Origin of the sequence: Cyclobacterium xiamenense (genome assembly GCF_009467825.1) — a bacterium.
GTDB classification, from domain to species: Bacteria; Bacteroidota; Bacteroidia; order Cytophagales; family Cyclobacteriaceae; genus Cyclobacterium; species Cyclobacterium xiamenense.
On sequence record NZ_WIOK01000001.1, the window covers coordinates 1 to 21349 of the forward strand.

Genomic DNA, 21349 nt, shown 5'->3' on the forward strand with positions numbered 1-21349 from the left:
AACGGAAATTGATTTACAAATACAACTGGAAAAATGCCTTTTTACAACTCAGAAAAAGGATTGTGGACTTGTTCAGCCGGGAAAGTGTGGAAAAAATACTGGAAATCCTTGTAACTAAGATAGCCCGAAAGCTGGTAGCCGTAAAAAAAGGAAGGAAGTTTTCGAGAAAGGGTCTGGGAAAATCTACCCGGGTCAACCAATACTATAAATAGAAAAATCAGAAGGAAAAAAGTCAACCAGACAACATATCGCCCAAAATTAAAGCGCCTTTTTCAGGGGGAGTGAAAGGTATGCTCCTAGCTTAATAAAGAGCCAAGAAAGGGAAGCTAAAAATCAAAATTATTCAATTTTGAAACCAGAAAAATAAACCAAAAAGCTTAACTTAATAGCATTGAGGTAACCACCAACTCGAATCACTGGATGAAGAAATATCCCAACTTGATCAAGGACCTGGAGCCAGTGAGCCCGAATCACATTTGGGTAAGCGACATTACTTACTGGAAGACAAAAGGGGGCCATTATTACATCAGCTTTATAACAGATGCTTACTCAAGAAAAATCGTCGGCTATCAGGTAGCGGAGACGATGGAAGCAATCGAAAGTGTTTATGCGTTAAAAATGGCCTTGGAAGGACTTGGCAAGAGAAAGAGAGCTTTTGTACTGATTCATCACTCGGATAGAGGGTCTCAATACTGTAGCGCCGGGTATGTGGAACTACTCAGGAAAAACAACATTCAAATATCAATGTCTGAAAATGGGGATCCATTGGAAAATGCTATTGCGGAGAGATTAAACGGAATAATAAAGGGAGAATATCTTTTTGATTATCAGATAGATAGTATAAAGGAAGCTAAAACTATATTGGAGTCTGTTGTCAGACTCTATAATGAAGAAAGACCGCACTCAAGCGTTGGCAATATGGTTCCATCGCAGGTCCATGAAGGATCCTTGGATAAAGAAGTCAGGCGTTTATGGAAAAACTATTATAAGAAAAGCGAATTAAGCGAAATGGAAAAATGAGTTTTCTTAGGCATATACAGAATAGGTTTAAAGCAACCCAGGACGAAAGCCCTGGGTCAACCTTATCTGATCAACCTATTCCTGGTCAGTTGCTCTCCAGCAGAGCTGATTTACGCTTCGGTTGATAGATGTAAATGTAAACCTATTTTCGGACTTAATTTAAATGTAAATTTGTGGTAGGACTAACAATGAATAAAATTAAAATCTGTAAACTTTTTTCAGGACGAGTCACAAAGGTCTAGGTTTGCTCTCAACCTTTGAGGTCTTTGAGACCTCGAAGGTTTTGTTCGTGTACGTTCTGCGGAAAGACCTTCGGGGTTGGAAAAACCCCAAAGGTCTAGGTTTGCTCTCAACCTTTGAGGTCTTTGGGACCTCGAAGGTTTTGTTCGTGTACGTTCTGCGGAAAGACCTTCGGGGTTGGGAAAACCCCAAAGGTCTAGGTTTATTCTCAACCTTTGAGGTCTTTGGGACCTCGAAGGTTTTGTTCATGTACCTTCTGCGGAAAGACCTTCGGGGTTGGGGAAACCCCAAAGGTCAGGATTCTGCTATAACCTTTGAGGTCTTTGGGACCTCGAAGGTTTATTTCGTGTACGTTCTGCGGAAAGACCTTCGGGGTTGGGAAAACCCCAAAGGTCTAGGTTTGCTCCCAACCTTTGAGGTCTTTGGGACCTCGAAGGTTTTGTTCGTGTACATTCTGCGGAAAGACCTTCGGGGTTGGGAAAACCCCAAAGGTCAATGCCTTTCCGTATTCCCCCTACCAGGAAATATCCATCCGGACAAAGCCCATTTCATCCTCCAGATTTTCGAAGAGCCATAGCTTACCGTCTTTGGCAAAATGAAAAGGAGGATAATTACTCATTGCGGTAAGTTGCCCTTCACTAAGCGGATTGAAATCCTTGTCCAAAACGGTCAGGTAGACATTCGCTCCACTGGTTTCCCGCATAAAACTCCCTTCAGGAATGGGTTTCGAGTCGTCAAACTCCATCCGGAAAGCCAGTCGATAATACACCTGCTTTTTTTCGTCCCAAGCCGGAGCGGCAAAATTGATGTCAGATTGAATTTTCTCGTGTATGACCCTCATTTCGTTTTGACTACTCACCTCTGCAGGGTAATCCCCGCTCTTTTCCGGAGGGAGGAGTTCACTGGCATAGCTTACCAGGCGGAATTCTTCCGCCTCCGGTTCCAGCACATAAAGCTCATGCCCCACCCCGGTTCCGAAAATTAACTTACCATTTTCTACCTTTCCAAACCGGTTCGTGCCCAGTCCCATTCTCATTTCCCCATCGTTGAGCATGATTTCAAATTTGGAGGCCTTTTCGATTTCCGGGGCAGCAAAGCTGGTTATTTGGTTCTTCTCCCGGTCAATTAATACCAGTTTGGCGGTTTTCTTTTCCCAGTTGGTCACTATTCCTGCAAAGCGCCTGGCTTTTTCGTCAATACTCAGCGGGACCAGGAAATTATCGCGTTCATCCAGCTTTTCCTCCTCAGAACCCATTTTGGCAAATTCAAACTGCTCCAGCTTTTTGCCCTGATCATTTATGATATTGTCCTGTCCGTAACTGCTAAATAAAAAGCGGTCCTCCCCTATAAGTTCCAGTGTCCGGAAGTAGGCTCCCAACCCATTTGGCCCTTCCTTGTCAAGGGTAATTTTGCTGACAAATTTCAGCTCATCCAGATCGATCTTTTCGATGCTGTATTCCTGATAATTAAAATTATAGAGGTATTTTTTATCAGGAGTCAGCTTGGCATGGTACAGGCGAGAGTTTAGAAATAGGATTTCCTCTCCCGGGTGGACCATCACTGTGTCCATTTGAAGCGAAAACTGATTTCCGGATCCTGATTTGTTTTCCTTGGACTGGCAGGCTGCAAGGACCAGGAACAATCCTGATAAGAATAAGTATTTCATCAGCAACTTCTTTTTAGACTAAAAAATTAGCCGATAAATTTTAGATTTCCTAAAGAAGTCGGAAAATTTTATTTTTTTCCGTTGGCTTTTGAAAATGTAAGTACCAATTTATTCCCCTCATCCCGCAACTCCAATGTATCCCCCTTCAACTGGTATTGCCACACCTGTTCCAGATAGGCGAAAAAGAAATTCTCTGCCTGCATTTCATCTTGACAATATTTTTGCGTCCTGCCAATCTTCCCGATTTCCAGCTGGTTTCCGGTTTTTAGATCGTATACACCGAAAAAATTATTGCAGCCGCCATAGCCATGCAGGCGGTTGCTTTCTTCCTCCAGAAAAACAAAGATATCTCCCGGAGTCCAGTCTTCTTCCGGAAATTTTTCCATGTTTGTTAGCATCCATTTGGTTTGGAGCAGAGGATGGTCTGTTTTGGCAACAACTTTTTTCAGCACGTAGGAATTTGCCAGATCTCCGCTTATTCTTTTCCCTTCCCCGTCCAGGTGAAAAAGTTGATTTTCACCTACCAGGTATTGATTCGGTGCGTTGTCCATGCCGGATAAGGCAATGGTATTTCCCTCAGGATTCCATTCAAAGCGGCCTTCCTGCCGGAATTCCTCCTCACTTTTTCCTATATAACGAGTCACTTTCACGTATTTACCTTCCTGATCAAGCCGGATGGATGTGGCGATTCCCTCACAATCCGCACAAGGAAGGATGCCTTTATAGGTACCTTCCCAATCCAGGGCATTTTCACTGGTATCTCCGGTAGGAAGGGGCTGCCCGGTTTTACAGCTGCTGAGGATGCAGGCAAAACAAAAAACAGCCATAACAGAAAGAAAAGTTTTCATGGATTATGTAGTGTTTAGGTTTGGTCTCTTTGACTTTAAACGGACCATTTAAGGCAAAGTTCTTTTAAGATATCCAATATTTGCGGATAAACTAAATTCACTTTTCCAACCCCTCGGTTTTGCAGACCAGGTCCCACAAGGCAATACCAATAGTAACAGAAATGTTGAGGGAATGCTTGGTACCCAGCTGGGGAATTTCCAACACATGATCGGCAGCAAGCAACACCTCTTCATGTACGCCAAATACTTCGTTCCCAAAAACCAGGGCATAGGGCTGATTGGGCTTTGCCTGGAAGCGGTGCAGCGGGGTGCTGTGCGCTGCCTGCTCCAGCGCACAGACCCGGTAGCCGGATTTGCGGAGCTCCCGGATCAGCTCCAGGGTGTGTTCGCGGTATTCCCAGGACACCGACTCGGTGGCGCCCAGTGCGGTTTTGTGGATTTCGCGGTGGGGAGGCGTACCGGTAATGCCACAGAGGTATATTTTTTCTACCAGAAAGGCATCGGCGGTGCGAAAGGCCGAACCCACGTTGTTCAGGCTGCGTACATTGTCCAGCACGAGCACAATGGGGTTTTTATCGGCTTCCTTGAATGCTTCTATGGATAAGCGATCCATTTCATCCATGCTTCGTTTTTTCATGTTCCGATGGGGTTTGGTACACAAAGGTAGGGCTTATCGGAAAGAGTAGAAAGTCCTTATTTCGAACCGCTATTTTTGTTTATGGGAAGGATGAAGTAAATTCAGGGTTTATTTTAAAACGCGAACCCCGCATGGCAAAAGCAGCAGTAAAGGAAACCCCTTTGATGAAACAATACAATGCCATCAAGGCAAAACATCCCGGAGCGATTCTGCTGTTTCGGGTAGGGGATTTTTACGAAACCTTTGGCGAGGATGCCATCAAGGCCAGCAAAATCCTGGATATTGTACTGACCAAACGGGCAAACGGAGCCGCCTCGCACATTGAATTGGCGGGATTTCCCCACCATTCCCTGGATGCCTATTTGCCCAAATTGGTACGGGCCGGCAATCGGGTGGCCATCTGCGATCAGCTCGAAGATCCACGGGAGGTAAAGGGTATCGTCAAGCGTGGGGTGACGGAACTGGTGACGCCTGGATTGGCCTACAACGATAACGTGCTGGATAAGCGCCGGAATAATTTTTTGGCCAGCATTCATTTTGCCGGGGATCGGTTGGGGATTGCTTTTTTGGACCTTTCCACGGGTGAATTTATGTGTGCCGAGGGCAACCAATCGTACATAGAAAAACTGTTGCAAAGTTTTAATCCCTCGGAGGTCATCCATTCCAAGGCTGCCCGAACCCTGGCTGGAACGCTGTTAAAAAACGACTTTACCACCTTTCATTGTGAGGATTGGGTGTACCAGCAGGATTATACCTACGAAAAACTCGTCCGGCACTTTGGCACCACCAACCTCAAAGGATTTGGTATCGAAAACCAGGTGTTGGGGACCATCGCCGCCGGGGCCGTTCTCTATTACCTGGAAGAGACCGAACACAAGGAAGTAAAACACATTGCTTCGATCTCACGCATAGCGGAGGAAAAGTACGTTTGGTTGGACAAGTTTACCATACGTAACCTGGAGCTTATTTACCCCCAGCAGGAAGGCGGGGTGCCGCTTATACAGATTCTGGACAAAACCCAGACCCCCATGGGTAGCCGGATGCTGAAACAGTGGATGGTGTTGCCCCTCAAGGAAAAGCAGCCCATTGAAGAAAGGCAGCAAGTGGTACGGTTTTTTTACGAAAAGCCGGAGCTTCGCGAAGAGTTGTTTTCCCACCTCAAGCAAATCGGAGACCTGGAGCGCCTGATTTCAAAAGTGGCGGTGGGTCGCATCAATCCCCGGGAAATGAACCACCTGCGAAAGGCCCTCAAAAGTACCCTGCCCATCAAGGAGTTGCTTTCCACCCAGGAAAACGGGCCCTTAAAAAAGCTAGCGGACCGCCTCACCACCTGCAGCTACCTGCTGGAGAAAATCGAGCGGGAACTGATGGAGGACGCACCCATGCTGACCCATCAGGGGGGAATTATCAAGAACGGCGTGGATCCGGATCTGGACGAATACCGCAAGTTGGCTACTTCCGGTAAGGATTACCTGGTGCAGATCCAGCAGCGGGAAGTCAAGCGGACCGGTATTTCTTCGCTGAAAGTGGCCTTTAATAAGGTGTTTGGCTACTACCTGGAGGTAAGTAACACCCACAAGGACAAGGTGCCACCGGAGTGGATCCGCAAGCAAACCCTGGTCAATGCCGAACGGTACATCACCGAGGAGCTCAAGACCTACGAAGAAAAGATCCTGCATGCGGAGGAGCGGCTAGTAATTTTGGAACAGAAGTATTTTCAGCTCCTGGTGCAGGATGCGGGCGACTACGTGGTGCAGATCCAACAGAATGCACGGGTGCTGGCCTCCCTGGACTGCCTGTTGAGTTTTGCGGAAGTGGCCTCTGACAATGCCTACTGCGCACCAAAAATCACCGATTCGGATTCCATCGAGATTCGGGACGGCAGGCACCCGGTGATCGAAAAGCAGCTGGGGATCGGGGAGGACTACGTGCCAAACGATACCTTTCTGGACCATTCCACCCAGCAGGTGATCATCATTACCGGACCCAACATGGCGGGAAAATCGGCTTTGCTGCGGCAGACCGCATTGATCGTATTGATGGCTCAGATGGGGAGCTTCGTGCCGGCGTCCTTTGCCCGCATCGGTATGGTGGACAAGGTCTTTACCCGGGTGGGTGCCTCCGATAACCTGTCTAAGGGCGAGTCCACCTTTATGGTGGAAATGACCGAAACGGCAAGCATACTGAATAATTTATCCGACCGAAGCCTGGTACTCATGGACGAGATCGGACGGGGGACTTCCACCTATGACGGCATTTCCATCGCCTGGTCCATTGTCGAATACCTGCACAACCATCCCAAGTGCCGGGCAAAGACCCTCTTTGCCACCCATTACCACGAACTGAATCAACTCGCTGCGGATTTCCCGAAAGTAAAGAACTTCAATGTATCGGTAAAAGAAGTTGGAAACAAAGTCATCTTTATGCGTAAGCTGGAGAAAGGGGGCAGTGAGCACAGTTTTGGTATCCACGTGGCGCAGATGGCTGGCATGCCCAATCCGGTGGTATTGCGTGCGGCGGAGATCATGAAATACCTGGAAAAGGACAAGAAATTGCAGCAGCACCGGGACAATATCCGGGACATGCCCAAAAACAATTACCAGTTAAGCCTGTTCGAGATGGACCCCAAATTCAAGGAGGCCAAAGAGCTTTTGGATGCCCTCGATATCAACACCATTTCTCCGGTGGAGGCTTTGTTGAAATTGAATGAAGTGAAGAAAATGCTGGAATGAATGTACCAGCTTTACTTTCAGCGGAGTAGGGAAGCAGGTGCAAAAATTTGCGGTGGACTGTTGGAGATTCAAAATTATGGCGTAAATTTGTGTCCACATCGACGGAAAGCGTTGCTTTTCGACACCTGTAGTAATCAGCGAAAGTAGCTCAGTTGGTAGAGCACGACCTTGCCAAGGTCGGGGTCGCGAGTTCGAATCTCGTCTTTCGCTCCAAGAAAAGCCCTGACGCAGGGCTTTTTCTTTTGCGGGTTCTGGTAAGGGTAAAATCCCGGATTTTACCTAACTTTGGGCTTAATAATGCCGGGATGGTGGAATAGGTAGACACGCAAGACTTAAAATCTTGTGGCCATTAGGCCGTGCGGGTTCGATTCCCGCTCCTGGTACAAATTTAATCGGCCAATACGTCGCGCAAACGGGGATTTTTGTTTCACAAATATTCCACATTTCATGCCCAAACAGGCTATTAAAGCTACTTTTGGAAGTAGCGTTTTTCCCTTTTTTTACCTAATAATAGGAAATAACACCTCAATCGGTTTCCTCAAATTATAGGAAAAGCTCGTATCGCTATTTTCTTTTTTCCCCGCTCCACCAGTTAATTGGTTAATTTCTTTTTTCCCCGCCTTGTTGTCGGCTATTACCTAGGTACGATTTCGTAAAAAGTTATCATAAAATGCTTACTTTTCTCCCCTGTTCTACGAATAAAAAAATGACAGAGATGAGAAAGCGTGTGTACAAACTATTGTCTGTATCAAAGACCACCGGTGACCTAAGTTGGTACGTTGATGCATTCATTATCACGTTGATTTTGTTAAATGTGGTAGCGGTAATTTTAGTGTCCATGGAGCCTATCTGGATAAAATTTAGAAAATATTTCCTGCTGTTTGAATATTTTTCAGTGCTTGTTTTTACGATTGAGTACTTGCTCCGTCTTTGGACGGCAAACCTGAACCCTACCTATAAAAAGCCAGTTATAGGGAATATAAAATACGCGCTAACACCACTTGCGATCATTGATCTTCTGGCCGTTCTTCCGTTTTATCTTCCATTCTTTGGAGTAGATTTACGCTTATTGCGATTTCTACGGGTCTTCCGAGTTTTTCGGTTGCTTAAACTTGCCCGGTATATGGCAGCGCTTGACCTGATCAATCGGGTGATTAGTAAGAAAAAGGAAGAGCTTGTCGTTTCTTTTATTCTGACCGGGTTCCTTCTTATTGTTGCCTCCACATTCATGTATTATGTGGAGAATAATGCACAGCCGGAGAAATTCTCCAGTATCCCTGAAACCATGTGGTGGGGAATTATTACCGTGACTACCGTTGGCTATGGAGACGTTTACCCAATTACTCCCTTGGGTAGGTTTTTAGGAAGTATCATTGCCATTATCGGAATTGGTCTTGTTGCCCTGCCAACAGGAATCTTAGCTGCGGGGTTTTCCAACGAACTATCTCAAGGGCAGCAAAAAAATCAAAAATGCCCCACCTGTGGACAAGCTATTGAAAAAAAATAAGTGCCAAGTAAAAAAGCCGGGAATTACGTGCGGTACAAAATACGAATAAAGGATGTTGGACTAAAAAGCCAATTACTTCGAATAGAATTCCTAATTGGTCCACTACCACCTGGTCCAATACAGCAATTAACTACCCGCGCAAAAAATTGAATCCAAGATAAGTGGTATCGATTCTTATCCCGGATATCGGGAAGAAATACGGCCTGCAATTACCGGTATGCTTTTTTCGCCCGGAGGTAAGGATTCGTCTCGCTATTGAAGCAGTCGGATAAAATGGTACAATCCATGCAGGTGGTCGATGTGGTCGGGGGCAGTATTTCCGGCAAAGGCGAGAATTTTGAGTTTTCCTTGGGCCGATTCCCCTACCTGCTGCATGCCAAGTGGCCCTGCTTTCAGAACAGGCTTGCGCGGGATGCCCGTAGCCGCTAGTAGAAAGTCAGCACACTCGGTGGTGCTTACAAAGGTGCCCGGAAAAATGCTACTATGGGTAAACACAAAGGATTTTTTGCCGGAAAGCGCATCTTTCGCCAGTTTTTCAAAGGCGGCCAGATCCTGCTCCTGTATGCGTCCACCCATGGAGAGTGGTGTTTGGGCCGGAATATAGCTGGCGTGTAAACCGTCCAGCAGCAAGACACCGTCAATAATTTCGTAATTGCTGGTTTTCAGGATGGCACGAATGGCCCCGTATCCGGCGCTAAAGCCGGAGAGGTAGATTTTCCGAACCGGTTGTTGAAGTTGGCTTTTTGCGGCCAATAAAAGAGAATCAAATTTATCCGGATTGGTAAAGGGAACTCCATACGCACTAGATCCACTTCCCAGGTTTATGGTTACGGCTGCCCAGCCCTCGTTCTCTGCCAGCGCATGGGCTACCACGCTTTCGTTCCCGTGAAAATGAATCAGCAGGTTTACCGAATCCTCAGAAAAGTCGTTACGCTTCAATAGCAGAGGCTCTGTGTCAAAAATGCCCGGTAGGGGAATTTTCTTCCCCTCAAAGTCCGAACCGTCCACCCTGCCGTGCGGGCGTATGTGCTCTTCCATGGGAGAGGGGTTTTGTGCGAGCAGGCCGGTCGGTTTGTTGGTTTTACAGGCCATACAGAGGATCAGGCCGAAAGGTAAAAGAAATCGATGCATGGTATAATTTACCGTAAATGTGCCTGCAAAATAGCGAATAAACCCGCCAGGTTTGCAATAGCTGGCGGGTTTTTCATGCTGGTGGCTGAAGCTAGGTTATTCCCGAAGTCTTTTTAGTGGGTATTTCCAGAGGTTCAGATGGGTAAGGACGTGCAGGCTATATCGACCTGCCTGCAAGATACTTGCACCCGCTGGAAAAGTAGGTATCTTGGATACTGGCTGCGCCATAGTCGGCACAGACTTCAGCTTGGGTACAGACTTCCTTCCGCAGGCAGGAGGAACCATATACCTATAAAAATCAGTATCTTTCGGAAGAGAAGTTAGAAATAGCGAACGGCTCCGGTTGCCAGCTCGGCGGCAGACAGGCCCGCCGTCTCCAGGCAGGAGACCGGTAACCACACGAGTATCGTTTGAATTAAAGAAATGTAGTTTCGTGCAGTAATTATTAGTAGGAATGGCTCATAAAGAAAGCGGTATAAAATTCAGGAATGTGAAAAGCCTCCACACCGGATATCCTGTATTCATTCTTTTAGTAACTCTTGGAGTTGTGGCCGGTTGCTGCGTCAATAGCCCTGGTCCGGATGATTACGAAGAACAACGGAACGAACCCTATGAAGGGTTGATCCCGGATTTTCAGGGTCCGACTTATTTTGACGATTATACTCCTATTTTCACCTGGAGCGATCGTTTCAACTGGAACCTGGCAAATGTTCATGACCCAACCGTGATAAAGGATGGCGACTATTTTTACATGTATCAAACGAATGCCTCCTATGGAAATGTTCATGAGGCTGGTGGGAATTATCCCGCTCGACGTTCCAAAGACCTGGTTAACTGGGAGTATCTTGGTGCCGTGTTTGATGCTGATCCCGCCTGGGTAAAAGATGCCCTGAATACTATCCGGGCTACCATGGACCCGGCTTTGCCAGCCCTTGAGAACCCGGAATACGGGTTTTGGGCTCCGCATATCACAAAAGTTGGAAATACCTTCAGGCTGTACTACTGTGTAGTGGTGCTTAACCCGATTTTGGGAAATAACGGAAATGAATATTGGACAGAACGTGCCTTTATTGGCCTTGCCGAATCTACCGATCTTTCTAGCAATCATTGGGAGGATAAAGGAATGGTGATCCACTCGGTGGCTGATGGGGAAGAAACGTATGCGCGTGATGGGGGTTCCGACTGGAGCGGTTATTTTAGGTTCAATGCGATCGATCCCTCCTACGTAGTTACTCCGGAAGGTGAACACTGGCTCATTTACGGTTCCTGGCATTCCGGGTTGGCTGCAGTTGAGGTGGATCCTGTCACGGGCAAACCCAAGGAGCTGAATACCCTTCCCGATTTTGGCGTCCGGGTAGCCGGCCGCGGGGATGTGTATTCGAACAGATGGCAGGCACTTGAAGCGCCTGAAATCATCTACAATGAGGATACGGGCTATTATTACCTGTTTCTGTCCTACGATGAGTTAGCGCAGGCGTATAATACACGGGTGGCCCGGTCAGAAAAGATAACCGGTCCGTATTTCGGTATGGATGGCGGAAATGTCACAGCGGGAGCGGAAGCCTATCCTGTTCTCACACATCCCTATAAGTTTGCAGGCAGTTATGGATGGGTTGGGATTTCACACTGCTCCATTTTTCAGGATCCGGATTCTGGAAAATGGTTCTATGCATCGCAAGGTCGTTTACCTCCGAATATTGCAGGAATTAATGTTTCCAATGCCGTTATGATGGGGCATGTGCGGGAAATATACTGGACGGAAGATGGCTGGCCTTTGGTTGCTCCCGAACGGTATGCGGATGTTCCGGATGTTACCCTAACGGAAGCGGATCTCCTAGGTAAATGGGAAGAAATTACCCTAAGGTATGAATACCAAGCGATGCAGCTTTCAGAAAATATCACGTTACAGGAGGATTATTCGGTAACGGGGCATCTGAATGGAACCTGGTCTTTTGATGAGGGCTCCCAAACGCTCACGTTAAATGGCACGAAACTATTGGTTGACAGTGCCTGGGACTGGGAAGCATCTCCGAGACGTACAACGGTTACGTATGCAGGCATCTCATCGGAAGGTTTTTCGATCTGGGGCAAGAAAGTCGGAAACGAGGAGAAATAAAGTAAATGTTGACTGGTAACGTAATCGGGATGACGGGGAAGGCAGTGCAATTGCACTATCCCTGGATACGAACAATCCGATCCCGATATGGAACAGGCATTGCCACTGGCTACGGTACAGGCTACCCCGATCGCATCAGGGTTACCCCTGCGCGTAGGGATACAGAAAGAAGTCGGCGAAATGCTTCGGCAAAGGTTTCACCCGTTGGAACGGTCAACTTTTTGACCGATATTTACCATTCCTGGCACACACAGGGTATACAAAAAATGGGCAATATATCCGTAAATCCAAGGGTTTTAGCTCGTATCAAACGCTGTGCTTAACAGAAGCTTTGGTGCTTCTCGATCGTCTACTTTTCGTATACCAACCGCTAGCGTTACTGGTTGTTTAGCACCGAAAAATGGATCGTTAACTATGAATAAGAAAAGAAGACATTTACTACGTAGCGCGGTACTCGCGCCGATTTTAGTAGGTTCTCGCAGCCTCTTCGCAAGCCCATCAATAAAAACCATTGCCCCGTCCAGGTTGCAATATAGCATTAATGCCTATACGTTCAATTCCTTGCTAAGAAGTGGTGAAATGACCTTTTTTGATATAATGGAGTTTGCCTCTACGCTTGGTTTAAATGCAGTTGACTTAACCGGCTATTATTTTGCTGATTATCCTGAAATACCAGATGATAAAACATTGTTTCAGTTAAAGAAGAAAGCATTACAATTAGGGTTAAATATTTCATGGACAGGCGTAAGGAATAACTTTGTAAATCCAGATAAAGCTTCAAGAGCATCTGATATTGAATTGATAAAAAATTGGTTGCACGTATCATCAAAACTTGGAGCTTCCATTATGCGAATTTTTCCAGGAAATGGAAAACACGAAGGATACTCCAGAGACGAGGTGAAGGAATGGATGGTGTCAGACTTTAAGGAGTGCGCCAGATACGCTGAGGAAACAGGCGTAATGGCGGGCATGCAACACCACAATGATTTTTTATACGAAGCGGATGAAATTATCGATATTTTAAAAAGAGTAGACTCGGATTGGTTTGGATTAATTTTGGATATTGGTAGTTTAAGAAGAGGCGATCCGTATAAAGAAATTCAAAAATTGGCCCCTTACGCAAATTACTGGTTTATTAAAGAATTGGTTTATGTGGATGGGATTGCGGAACCTGTTAATATGGAAAAAATTGCAAAAATATTAAAAGAAGTAAACTATACCGGTTACATTTCTTTCGAAAGCTTGACCGACGGCGACCCCAAACAAATTGTAACTTCTATGTATAATGATTTTAGAACAGCGTATGAAAAACGCTGAAATGAAACCAATCAAGCATATACCACCAATAGAAATGTTATTTTAAATCATGAGGTTTGAGAGCTTCGGCTAATGGTGTAGAGGGCCCCGCCAGAGTCCTTTGAGGGGGAGCACCACTTACACCACCGAGGATGCGGATTTCGTAGCCTCCCAGGTCCCGGCCCTTCGCTAAAGGGATCATTTCTTTACGCTCAGTCCCAGTCACCGATAACGTATTTTTACCACCCCCTGTCTCCTCCTACTGAAAACAGGAGGGGCCGGGGGGGAGGTGATTTGAAGTCGCTCTTTCTTTTTTTTAACACGTTGATTTTTAAATGGTTAAAAATAAATACCATCATCCCGATTTCTGTGTTTAAAAAAAGTTAATTCTCGGAATGACGGTTTTATTATGAAAATAGGTCGAACTCACGTTTAAACCCCGAACACGTTGAAAAGGTAGGAGAACAATTGAAGGAGTTTAAAGCTTTCCAGTATAAAATTTGAAGACCTGAAAGATGATGAATTTACTTTCAAAAAGGTCTTGATTGATTTGATTGCAGATCATCTCATGGCCCGAAAGCCGCTAAAGCCACTAGAGGTGTTTTGATATCTCGACAACAATTAAATTTAGGAACCACTGGATTTTTTAGCCCGGTGGTTCTTGTATGGGACGCTAAATTCCAATTCCACAGGTTACCGTATCTCCTTTTAACATAGACAAGAAAAATGGATTCATCACTGGCGGCACTATCAACTTCAACCTTTCCTCCCATTGGCGATATAAAGTTGCGTTCATGTACCTTCCAAATTTTAAGATATACTTCGGTTAAAGAATTTCGAAATAAACGAACTACATTTCGAATGTTTCGTATATTTGCTGTAACAAAGCAAATTGACATGAACAGTATTGACGACATAGAAAGACCTACTAAAGAGGAACAAAAAGCAGCCATCAAATCCTATAATGCTTTAGCTGCGGCATTGAATCAAGTTCATACCGAATACCCTGAAATTGAGATAGAAGAGACTAAGGAAAGAATAAAGATTCCTGTGAAAGCTTTACAACTTTTAGTTAAAATTCTAAAAGAAACCAGCCAGGGTAAACCGGTATCTATCGTTCCAATTGCGACAGAAATTACTACTCAAGCAGCAGCGGAACTCATTGGGTGCTCAAGACCACATCTGGTAAAATTACTTGAAAGCGGAGAAATCAATTTTACAAAAATCGGCAAGCACAGAAGAATCAAATATCAAGACTTAATAGAGTATAAAAGAAAAATGAAGGCCAAACAACGCAAGTTGCTTATAGAAATAATGAAGGCTGACGAAGAATCAGGGTTATATGATTCATAGTGTCAGATTTACTTGTGTTCTTGATACCAATGTGATTTATCCGATTGATATCAGGGATCTTTTATTTTGGTTTGCTTCCTACGATCTTTTCACTCCAAAATGGAGTAGGCAAATATTCAGGGAATGGGAAAACGTAATGAAACGAAAGGGCATTCCCGACGAAGAGATTAAAAAGAGGGTAAGCAAAGCCCAGCTTGCTTTCCCGGATGCATTGGTTGATAATTATGAGTCACTTGTCAATTCATTAGAATTACCCGACGAAAAGGACAGACATGTATTGGCAGCGGCAATTAAGACCAATGCGAATATTATCGTTACGAATAATATTAAGGATTTTCCTGCATCATACCTGGCAAGTTTTTGGATTAACAGCAAAGACAGCAGACGATTTTATAACGGACACCATTGATTTAAATACTGACCTTGCATTGGAAGCTTTTAGAGCATTGGTATTGAATAGAACTAACCCCAATTTAGATGAATTTGAAATATTGGATCGATTTCGTAATAATGGGCTGATTGATTCAGCCAATTATTTGCATGCTTTAATTTAAAAAAGAAAATAACGAAAGCACCGGCGTAGGTGTTGGCCTAGAATAGGGCAGTTCAATGGATTGAATATTTTTCAGGTTTTATCAGCTCTTAAATGCATACAAACAAGTCAGACAGTTTCAGTCAAGGGCGGCCTGTGTTGCGCCTGCGGCAGGCCGTTATGACGGGTTCTGGCTGGCTGTTACCTTTGCATGGGAGATGAAAAAACGGATGCCACATTAAGGTTTCCGGTCACATTTATTTTTTCATGCTGGTACAGCAACCTTAAAAACCCCGGTTGATTCCGGGGCAGGGGATAGAAAATGGCGACTGGGTTATTTGCGAGCCGCCTGCGAGTCCGAATGGAGCCGTTCAGGAAGAGCATGGTAATGCGACTGAACGTGCGGAATGAGGCGGAAGGCGAGCCAAACACTGGCTTAGGGGTTTTATTTCTCCCACCTGCCGGAGGCATTAAACACTAAAATAAAATTAGGAACAGCCGAAGCGAGGATCGGAGGAATGAAGAACAGTCCGAGAGCAGGGGATTCTCTGATAAACCAAAATCCATTTAGGGGGGTCAGCATACTCCGGATTGCAGACCTTGAGGGGTCAATATGCTCCTGATTATTCGAAACAAGGGGTCAGCATCTGCCGGATTGACAGTTACTTTTTCGCTATTTTTTTTTGTCTCCTGATTGGGGGGGCAGCTTAGTCCGGTATATCCATTTAAAATGACATTGAATTTGGAAATACCAAAGTAAGCCGTAAACATGCCGTAATTATCAATCAAAAAAATGATCTTTGGATTTATGATCTGAGTAGTACCGGAACATGGGTAGACGGGATCCGGGTAAAAAAACGTACCCCATTGCTTTATAATTCAAAAATTGAGTTTAACGGATTTTTTGGAAGGTTTATATCCTCTCTGGACAAAGTGGTATGAATGAATATGGTAAATTGAAAGATAAATTCTGGAAAATTGAGAGGAAAGGTAACAAAAGACCTACGAAACGAAATCTCTAAAAAAATGACCCAAACCTCATACGCACTTACCAGGTGCCGTGCAACTAAGATTTTATGCTTGGGTTTACAAGCCGAATGAAAAACCTAACCTGTCTATAGTGAGTATTATGTTGCTTTAGGGGTTGTGGTGGTTCCGAACAAAAATCCAATGGCTGCTAGAAACGCTCCTCCAATAAACTGTAAAACCTGCTGGTCTGCTTGTCCAGGTCTAAATACTAAAATACAAAGCGTCACTAATAATACAAGTGTTACAATTGCAGAAATACCTGTTTTAGTAAACATTTGGAGGTACCATTTTTTATTTTGTCTATCGCCAATAAAATTAATTAATTCTTCTATTGTTGAGAATATTCTCACTTTATTGTCATTATCGACAAAACATATTTCTCCTTCTGTCTCGATGTCATTTTCTTTTGCTTTTACAACGAGATAGTAGCCATCGTCTGAATTCTTAATATATTCAGTTACTCTAATATTTGTCCAGTTAGGATATCTACTAGTATACTCATTTATTACATTTTCTTTAGTTTCATTTAAATTAGGCATAATTCTTTTTTTAGAAGTAGATATTTTCTAAATTACCATGGTTCCTAAGGGCGTTTATGCTATCTGTTTCCTTGCGTATATACCTGAAAACCTTGTAGTTTTTGAACAGCAACATGTAGAGTAACCCAATAAACTCAACTTTCCGTTCGGCTACCAATATTACTTTTTTTTCAAAAATTAATACTTTTTTCAGAAAAAATTCTTGGGTAATTTTCATCATTTACAAATTCGATTTCCCTATCGGTGAGAACTATTGGGGTAAAATGAATATTGGCACCCTCCCCGAAATGGCTGATCATGTTGCACTATTGCAAAAAGGTGAAATTGTGAAAGCCAGACAAATTGAACTAAAAGTATAGCCAAAAAATTGGAGCAAAAAGTATTTGGGAAAAAGGGATCAATTTGAAATCATTGAAAGACTACCGGGAAACCAAATGATGGGGAATATTGATAAGTTAAAAATCTACCTTATTTTCAATTTGTGTTACAAACGTGTTACATCGGAAAACAAAAAAAGGATTACATTTCTGTAATCCTTTGAATATTAGGCTCCTCCTCTTGGGCTCGAACCAAGGACCCTCTGATTAACAGTCAGATGCTCTAACCAACTGAGCTAAGGAGGAATAGTTGCGTTTTGAGGGCTTTTCCTTAAACGAGATGCAAACATAACAGCTTACTTATTTTTTTCCAAATATGGGTGCACGGATTTTTCGTGAATTTTCCACCAATCCCAACTTGGGTTTCAGTATCAGCGAGTTAATTTCCATCGGTGGATCGGTTCGTTTGAGTTTTTCGGCTCGCTCCGAGTCACTATTGCCTTTCGCATGATTTTTTAAGCATCGCCCTTTTTTTTACATGAAAAAAGTATAAATTTGCCCTTCCATTGCGGGAAGGAATGTTTAGCAATCCATGGTAGCATTTCTTTTAAAATCTCGGGGTGTAGCGCAGCTCGGTAGCGTGTCCCGACTTGGGTCGGGAAGGTCGTTGGTTCAAATCCGGAATGAAATTGAAATAATGAAAAGTTAAATAAAATCTCGGGGTGTAGCGCAGTCCGGTAGGGTATCCTGACAGGAGTCAGGAGGGTCGTGGGTTCAAATCCCATAAAGTACATTTGAAATATTGGCTAATTAATAAATCTCGGGGTGTAGCGCAGTCCGGTAGCGTACTTGCATGGGGTGCAAGGGGTCGTCGGTTCAAATCCGGCCACCCCGACGAGAGTTGAGCCAGGCTGGGTTTCATCCAGCTTGGCTCTTTTTTTATGGAATATTTTGTATACATACTGTACTCTGCTTCGCTGGATCGTTTTTACGTAGGCCAGACCCAGGACCTTGAAGCGCGCCTTCAGCGTCATAATTCCGGAAGAAATAAGTCCACAAAAGGAGGCATACCCTGGGAAATGGTCCATGTTGAAACCTGTGCGGACAGAACTGAAGCGGTCAGGAAAGAAACAAAGATCAAAAACTTCGGAAGTAAACGGTACCTTCAGACAATCGGAAAACCTTAAGATCCCAAAAAGTCCGGTAGCGTATCCCGACCGGGGTCGGGAGGGTCGTCGGTTCAAATCCGGCCACCCCGACGAGAGTTGAGCCAGGCTGGGTTTCATCCAGCTTGGCTCTTTTTTTATGGAATATTTTGTATACATACTGTACTCCGCTTCCCTGGATCGTTTTTACGTAGGCCAGACCCAGGACCTTGAAGCGCGCCTTCAGCGTCATAATTCCGGAAGAAATAAGTCCACAAAAGGAGGCATACCCTGGGAAATGGTCCATGTTGAAACCTGTGCGGACAGAACTGAAGCGGTCAGGAAAGAAACAAAGATCAAAAACCTCGGAAGTAAACGGTACCTTCAGACAATCGGAAAACCTTAAGATCCCAAAAAGTCCGGTAGCGTATCCCGACCGGGGTCGGGAGGGTCGTCGGTTCAAATCCGGCCACCCCGACGAGAGTTGAGCCAGGCTGGGTTTCATCCAGCTTGGCTCTTTTTTTATGGAATAGTTTGTATACATACTGTACTCTGCTTCGCTGGATCGTTTTTACGTAGGCCAGACCCAGGACCTTGAAGCGCGCCTTCAGCGACATAATTCCGGAAGAAATAAGTCCACAAAAGGAGGCATACCCTGGGAAATGGTCCATGTTGAAACCTGTGCGGACAGAACTGAAGCGGTCAGGAAAGAAACAAAGATCAAAAACCTCGGAAGTAAACGGTACCTTCAGATAATCGGTAAAGATTTTAACCCTCAGCAGCCAGGAAGCGTGTCCTGACAGTAGTCAGGAAGGTCGTCGGTTCAAATCCGGCCACCCCGACGAATGTTGAGCCAGGCTGGTTTCCCAGTCTGGCTTTTTTTATGGAATAGTTTGTATACATACTGTACTCCGCTTCGCTGGATCGTTTTTACGTAGGCCAGACCCAGGACCTTGAAGCGCGCCTTCAGCGTCATAACTCCGGAAGAAATAAGTCCACAAAAGGAGGCATACCCTGGGAAATGGTTCATGTTGAAACCTGCGCGGACAGAACTGAAGCGGTCAGGAAAGAAACAAAGATCAAAAACCTCGGAAGTAAACGGTACCTTCAGATAATCGGTAAAGATTTTAACCCTCAGCAGCCAGGAAGCGTGTCCTGACAGTAGTCAGGAAGGTTGTCGGTTCAACTAGAGCGGAGCCTGACCTAAGTCAGCGCGTCCCGACGAGCATTAGGCCCGTAGGGGATAGCTGCTGGCTTTTTTTATTTCAGTCGGATATGGGAAAATTATCCGGCAATTTCCAGTATCGGTTACACGCTTTCTTCGAAAAATCGTACCTTAGAATGCGCCGAATAATTTCCTGGTTGGAATTTTTTTGGTGCGCTATTTTTGTAACCAATCCAATACGTAACGAGTAAATTAGAAATGGCATTCAAAGCAATTTTATTCTCCCTGTTTGCAGGTCTTAGCTTTCAATCCCTGGCACAGACCCTAGAGATCAAACCCTACCTGCAAGATGTGGAGCCGAATTCCGCAATTGTCATGTGGCAAACCTCCGAAGGGGAAGAAAGTATCGTGGAATGGGGCACCAGTCCCGAATTGGGTGAAAGCGCTTCGGGTACTTCTGAAGCGATCAATTATGACGATGCACGGGTTCATACCGTCAAAATTACCGGTTTGGAACGGTTTACCGAATACTATTACCGGGTGCGAACCGGAAATGCGCGTTCCGATATTTTTCAATTTAAAACGCCTCCGTTTTCCAGCGATGGTAAAGATTTTAAAATCGTTGCGATGAGCGACATGCAGTACGACTACAACCAACCCGATAAATTTCGCGAAGTGTTGAACGAAGGCGTCATCGGCTATCTTGAAAAAGAGTTTGGCGGATCCTTGCCCGATAACCTGGCCATGGTGTTGATACCGGGAGATCTGGTAGAAAATGGGGCTAAATTTTATCAATGGAAAGATCACTTTTTTAACCCGGCGGAGAAATTATTTGCCCAAGTGCCGGTGTACCCGGTACCCGGAAACCATGAGCGCAATTCCGTTTACTACTTTAAATATTTTAGCTTGCCTGAAAACGGGACCCCTGCTTATGCCGAACATTGGTGGTACAAAGATTACGGCAACACCCGGGTCATTGGTTTGGACTCAAACGATGGGTACCGGGATTTGCGCGAACAATTGGACTGGCTAAAGAAAGTATTGGCGGACACCGAAAACGACGATAAAATTGATTTCGTTTTTGCGCAATTGCACCATCCGTTTAAGTCCGAACTTTGGATTCCGGGCGAAGAGGATTTTACGGGGCGGATCGTTAAGGAATTGGAACAATTTTCGACCAAAACGGGAAAACCCAGTATTCACTTTTTTGGACACACGCACGGATATTCCAGGGGACAATCCAGGGATCACAAACATCTCTGGATCAATGTGGCCTCTGCGGGAGGGGCCATCGATAACTGGGGTGAATTTGAAGGTAGGGATTACGATGAGTTTACCGTTACGCAAGATGAGTACGGATTTGTCATGGTGTCCATAGACGGCGATCGAAAAGACCCAAAATTCACCATAAAACGAATCAGCCGCGGCAATACCATTGAACACCGGGAGAACGAATTGAGAGATTCCATTACGGTATGGAGAAAAGAACGCAAACCGAATACCCCCGAAGCCATGTCGCCAACGGGATCCGGGGTTTCTATCGAGGGGGCCGTGTTGAAAGCCGGTCCCTTTACGAGCGACTATACCGGTACGTTTCATGCAGCGTCCCATTGGCAGGTATCCAGATCCATGGGGTTTGAGACATTGGATTACGAGAGCTGGCAACAATACCAGAATTGGTATTACAAAGAAAATCGGCAAAAGGACGATGACTTGACGGATGAAAAAACGGAGCGACTAGCTCCCAATACAAACTACTATTGGCGGGTTCGTTACCGCGATCAAAACCTGAATTGGAGTGATTGGTCAGCTGTAAGGACGTTTCAAACCGACGAAAAATAACGATTGATCCGTAGTATTCCCATGAAATAGGTGCTTCTCAGCCGCACACAGCTCCTGTATTCTCCGGACCTGGGGTACCGTATGGGGAAAGGGAGTTGACCCGGCCGCACCTGTACACCAAGTCGTCGGTCTTTCCTAAGGGGGGCTATTTCCAGAAGTCCCGTACGAGTTTTCAATGCGGAGAATTCCGGTTCCTTTTATTACTTGACGTTTTTAAAGCCTGCTGCCGTTGGT

The 21349-nt window shown here is 45.0% G+C and carries 19 protein-coding genes and 4 tRNA genes; 17 read left to right on the forward strand and 6 right to left on the reverse strand.

Annotation, left to right across the window (positions count from 1 at the left end):
- Both GCU44_RS23150 and GCU44_RS00005 read left to right on the forward strand, forming a co-directional pair.
- The coding region (locus GCU44_RS23150; protein ID WP_206670789.1) for a hypothetical protein at positions 1-212 on the forward strand (212 nt) is incomplete at its 5' end.
- A gap of 178 nt (positions 213-390) precedes the next feature.
- Positions 391-1020: an IS3 family transposase gene (locus tag GCU44_RS00005; RefSeq protein WP_154852145.1), complete on the forward strand. Its 630-nt coding sequence runs from the start codon at positions 391-393 to the stop codon at positions 1018-1020.
- A 754-nt stretch (positions 1021-1774) separates the two neighbouring features.
- Here the strand turns inward: GCU44_RS00005 and GCU44_RS00010 are convergent.
- From GCU44_RS00010 to GCU44_RS00020, 3 genes are all read right to left on the reverse strand, one after another.
- Positions 1775-2926 (reverse strand): DUF4221 family protein, encoded by a 1152-nt coding sequence (locus GCU44_RS00010; protein WP_154852148.1) that lies wholly within the window; start codon positions 2924-2926, stop codon positions 1775-1777.
- A gap of 68 nt (positions 2927-2994) precedes the next feature.
- Positions 2995-3774, reverse strand: a complete 780-nt coding sequence (locus GCU44_RS00015) for a copper resistance protein NlpE N-terminal domain-containing protein (protein WP_154852151.1) — start codon at positions 3772-3774, stop codon at positions 2995-2997.
- Positions 3775-3871: 97 nt separating this feature from the next.
- Positions 3872-4411, reverse strand: a complete 540-nt coding sequence (locus GCU44_RS00020) for an RNA methyltransferase (protein WP_241684787.1) — start codon at positions 4409-4411, stop codon at positions 3872-3874.
- 131 nt (positions 4412-4542) lie between these two features.
- On the opposite strand from GCU44_RS00020, the gene mutS reads away from it, so the two are divergent.
- The 4 genes from mutS to GCU44_RS00040 all read left to right on the forward strand — a co-directional run bounded on the left by mutS (position 4543) and on the right by GCU44_RS00040 (position 8650).
- Positions 4543-7143 (forward strand): DNA mismatch repair protein MutS, encoded by a 2601-nt coding sequence (mutS, locus tag GCU44_RS00025; RefSeq protein WP_092171865.1) that lies wholly within the window; start codon positions 4543-4545, stop codon positions 7141-7143.
- Between the two features lie 137 nt (positions 7144-7280).
- A tRNA-Gly gene (locus GCU44_RS00030) sits at positions 7281-7356 on the forward strand.
- A gap of 86 nt (positions 7357-7442) precedes the next feature.
- Positions 7443-7526 (forward strand) — tRNA-Leu (locus GCU44_RS00035).
- 323 nt (positions 7527-7849) lie between these two features.
- The gene (locus tag GCU44_RS00040; protein ID WP_154852153.1) at positions 7850-8650 is read left to right on the forward strand and encodes an ion transporter; all 801 of its coding nucleotides are present in this window, start codon (positions 7850-7852) and stop codon (positions 8648-8650) included.
- Between the two features lie 252 nt (positions 8651-8902).
- Here GCU44_RS00040 and GCU44_RS00045 read toward each other — a convergent pair whose 3' ends face one another.
- Positions 8903-9781 (reverse strand): hypothetical protein, encoded by an 879-nt coding sequence (locus tag GCU44_RS00045; protein ID WP_154852156.1) that lies wholly within the window; start codon positions 9779-9781, stop codon positions 8903-8905.
- A gap of 454 nt (positions 9782-10235) precedes the next feature.
- Between GCU44_RS00045 and GCU44_RS00050 the strand changes: the two genes are divergently transcribed.
- The 5 genes from GCU44_RS00050 (at position 10236) to GCU44_RS23445 (ending at position 16020) form a co-directional block, all read left to right on the forward strand.
- Positions 10236-11897 (forward strand): arabinan endo-1,5-alpha-L-arabinosidase, encoded by a 1662-nt coding sequence (locus GCU44_RS00050; RefSeq protein ID WP_154852159.1) that lies wholly within the window; start codon positions 10236-10238, stop codon positions 11895-11897.
- Between the two features lie 414 nt (positions 11898-12311).
- Positions 12312-13214: a sugar phosphate isomerase/epimerase family protein gene (locus GCU44_RS00055; RefSeq protein ID WP_154852162.1), complete on the forward strand. Its 903-nt coding sequence runs from the start codon at positions 12312-12314 to the stop codon at positions 13212-13214.
- A gap of 705 nt (positions 13215-13919) precedes the next feature.
- Entirely contained in the window at positions 13920-14546 is a 627-nt protein-coding gene (locus tag GCU44_RS00060) for a helix-turn-helix domain-containing protein (protein ID WP_241684788.1), read from the forward strand.
- Complete coding sequence (locus GCU44_RS00065) at positions 14536-14955, forward strand: PIN domain-containing protein (RefSeq protein ID WP_206670790.1); 420 nt, start codon at positions 14536-14538, stop codon at positions 14953-14955. Before GCU44_RS00060 ends, GCU44_RS00065 begins: the two co-directional genes overlap by 11 nt.
- Positions 14956-15813: 858 nt before the next feature.
- The gene (locus tag GCU44_RS23445) at positions 15814-16020 is read left to right on the forward strand and encodes an FHA domain-containing protein (RefSeq protein ID WP_154852797.1); all 207 of its coding nucleotides are present in this window, start codon (positions 15814-15816) and stop codon (positions 16018-16020) included.
- 185 nt (positions 16021-16205) lie between these two features.
- Here GCU44_RS23445 and GCU44_RS00075 read toward each other — a convergent pair whose 3' ends face one another.
- Both GCU44_RS00075 and GCU44_RS00080 read right to left on the reverse strand, forming a co-directional pair.
- Positions 16206-16646: a hypothetical protein gene (locus tag GCU44_RS00075; RefSeq protein ID WP_154852164.1), complete on the reverse strand. Its 441-nt coding sequence runs from the start codon at positions 16644-16646 to the stop codon at positions 16206-16208.
- Between the two features lie 549 nt (positions 16647-17195).
- A tRNA-Asn gene (locus GCU44_RS00080) sits at positions 17196-17269 on the reverse strand.
- 515 nt (positions 17270-17784) lie between these two features.
- Between GCU44_RS00080 and GCU44_RS00085 the strand changes: the two genes are divergently transcribed.
- The 6 genes from GCU44_RS00085 (at position 17785) to GCU44_RS00110 (ending at position 21115) form a co-directional block, all read left to right on the forward strand.
- Positions 17785-17858 (forward strand) — tRNA-Pro (locus GCU44_RS00085).
- A gap of 46 nt (positions 17859-17904) precedes the next feature.
- Positions 17905-18150, forward strand: a complete 246-nt coding sequence (locus GCU44_RS00090) for a GIY-YIG nuclease family protein (RefSeq protein WP_154852167.1) — start codon at positions 17905-17907, stop codon at positions 18148-18150.
- Positions 18151-18268: 118 nt separating this feature from the next.
- A complete protein-coding gene (locus GCU44_RS00095; RefSeq protein WP_154852170.1) occupies positions 18269-18514 on the forward strand; it encodes a GIY-YIG nuclease family protein in 246 nt (81 codons plus the stop codon).
- Between the two features lie 139 nt (positions 18515-18653).
- Positions 18654-18908 (forward strand): GIY-YIG nuclease family protein, encoded by a 255-nt coding sequence (locus GCU44_RS00100; protein WP_262885308.1) that lies wholly within the window; start codon positions 18654-18656, stop codon positions 18906-18908.
- Positions 18909-19012: 104 nt separating this feature from the next.
- The gene (locus GCU44_RS00105; RefSeq protein ID WP_262885308.1) at positions 19013-19267 is read left to right on the forward strand and encodes a GIY-YIG nuclease family protein; all 255 of its coding nucleotides are present in this window, start codon (positions 19013-19015) and stop codon (positions 19265-19267) included.
- Positions 19268-19531: 264 nt separating this feature from the next.
- Positions 19532-21115 (forward strand): fibronectin type III domain-containing protein, encoded by a 1584-nt coding sequence (locus GCU44_RS00110; protein ID WP_154852172.1) that lies wholly within the window; start codon positions 19532-19534, stop codon positions 21113-21115.
- Positions 21116-21349 lie beyond the last annotated feature (234 nt).

Bases quoted from the DNA above. Each gene is read 5' to 3' on its own strand.
- GCU44_RS00010 (WP_154852148.1), bottom strand. From the start codon at position 2,926: ATGAAATACTTATTCTTATCAGGATTGTTCCTGGTCCTTGCAGCCTGC.
- GCU44_RS00015 (WP_154852151.1), bottom strand. From the start codon at position 3,774: ATGAAAACTTTTCTTTCTGTTATGGCTGTTTTTTGTTTTGCCTGCATC.
- GCU44_RS00020 (WP_241684787.1), bottom strand. From the start codon at position 4,411: ATGAAAAAACGAAGCATGGATGAAATGGATCGCTTATCCATAGAAGCA.
- mutS (WP_092171865.1), top strand. From the start codon at position 4,543: ATGGCAAAAGCAGCAGTAAAGGAAACCCCTTTGATGAAACAATACAAT.
- GCU44_RS00040 (WP_154852153.1), top strand. From the start codon at position 7,850: ATGACAGAGATGAGAAAGCGTGTGTACAAACTATTGTCTGTATCAAAG.
- GCU44_RS00045 (WP_154852156.1), bottom strand. From the start codon at position 9,781: ATGCATCGATTTCTTTTACCTTTCGGCCTGATCCTCTGTATGGCCTGT.
- GCU44_RS00050 (WP_154852159.1), top strand. From the start codon at position 10,236: ATGGCTCATAAAGAAAGCGGTATAAAATTCAGGAATGTGAAAAGCCTC.
- GCU44_RS00055 (WP_154852162.1), top strand. From the start codon at position 12,312: ATGAATAAGAAAAGAAGACATTTACTACGTAGCGCGGTACTCGCGCCG.
- GCU44_RS00060 (WP_241684788.1), top strand. From the start codon at position 13,920: ATGGATTCATCACTGGCGGCACTATCAACTTCAACCTTTCCTCCCATT.
- GCU44_RS00065 (WP_206670790.1), top strand. From the start codon at position 14,536: ATGATTCATAGTGTCAGATTTACTTGTGTTCTTGATACCAATGTGATT.
- GCU44_RS00075 (WP_154852164.1), bottom strand. From the start codon at position 16,646: ATGCCTAATTTAAATGAAACTAAAGAAAATGTAATAAATGAGTATACT.
- GCU44_RS00090 (WP_154852167.1), top strand. From the start codon at position 17,905: ATGGAATATTTTGTATACATACTGTACTCTGCTTCGCTGGATCGTTTT.
- GCU44_RS00095 (WP_154852170.1), top strand. From the start codon at position 18,269: ATGGAATATTTTGTATACATACTGTACTCCGCTTCCCTGGATCGTTTT.
- GCU44_RS00110 (WP_154852172.1), top strand. From the start codon at position 19,532: ATGGCATTCAAAGCAATTTTATTCTCCCTGTTTGCAGGTCTTAGCTTT.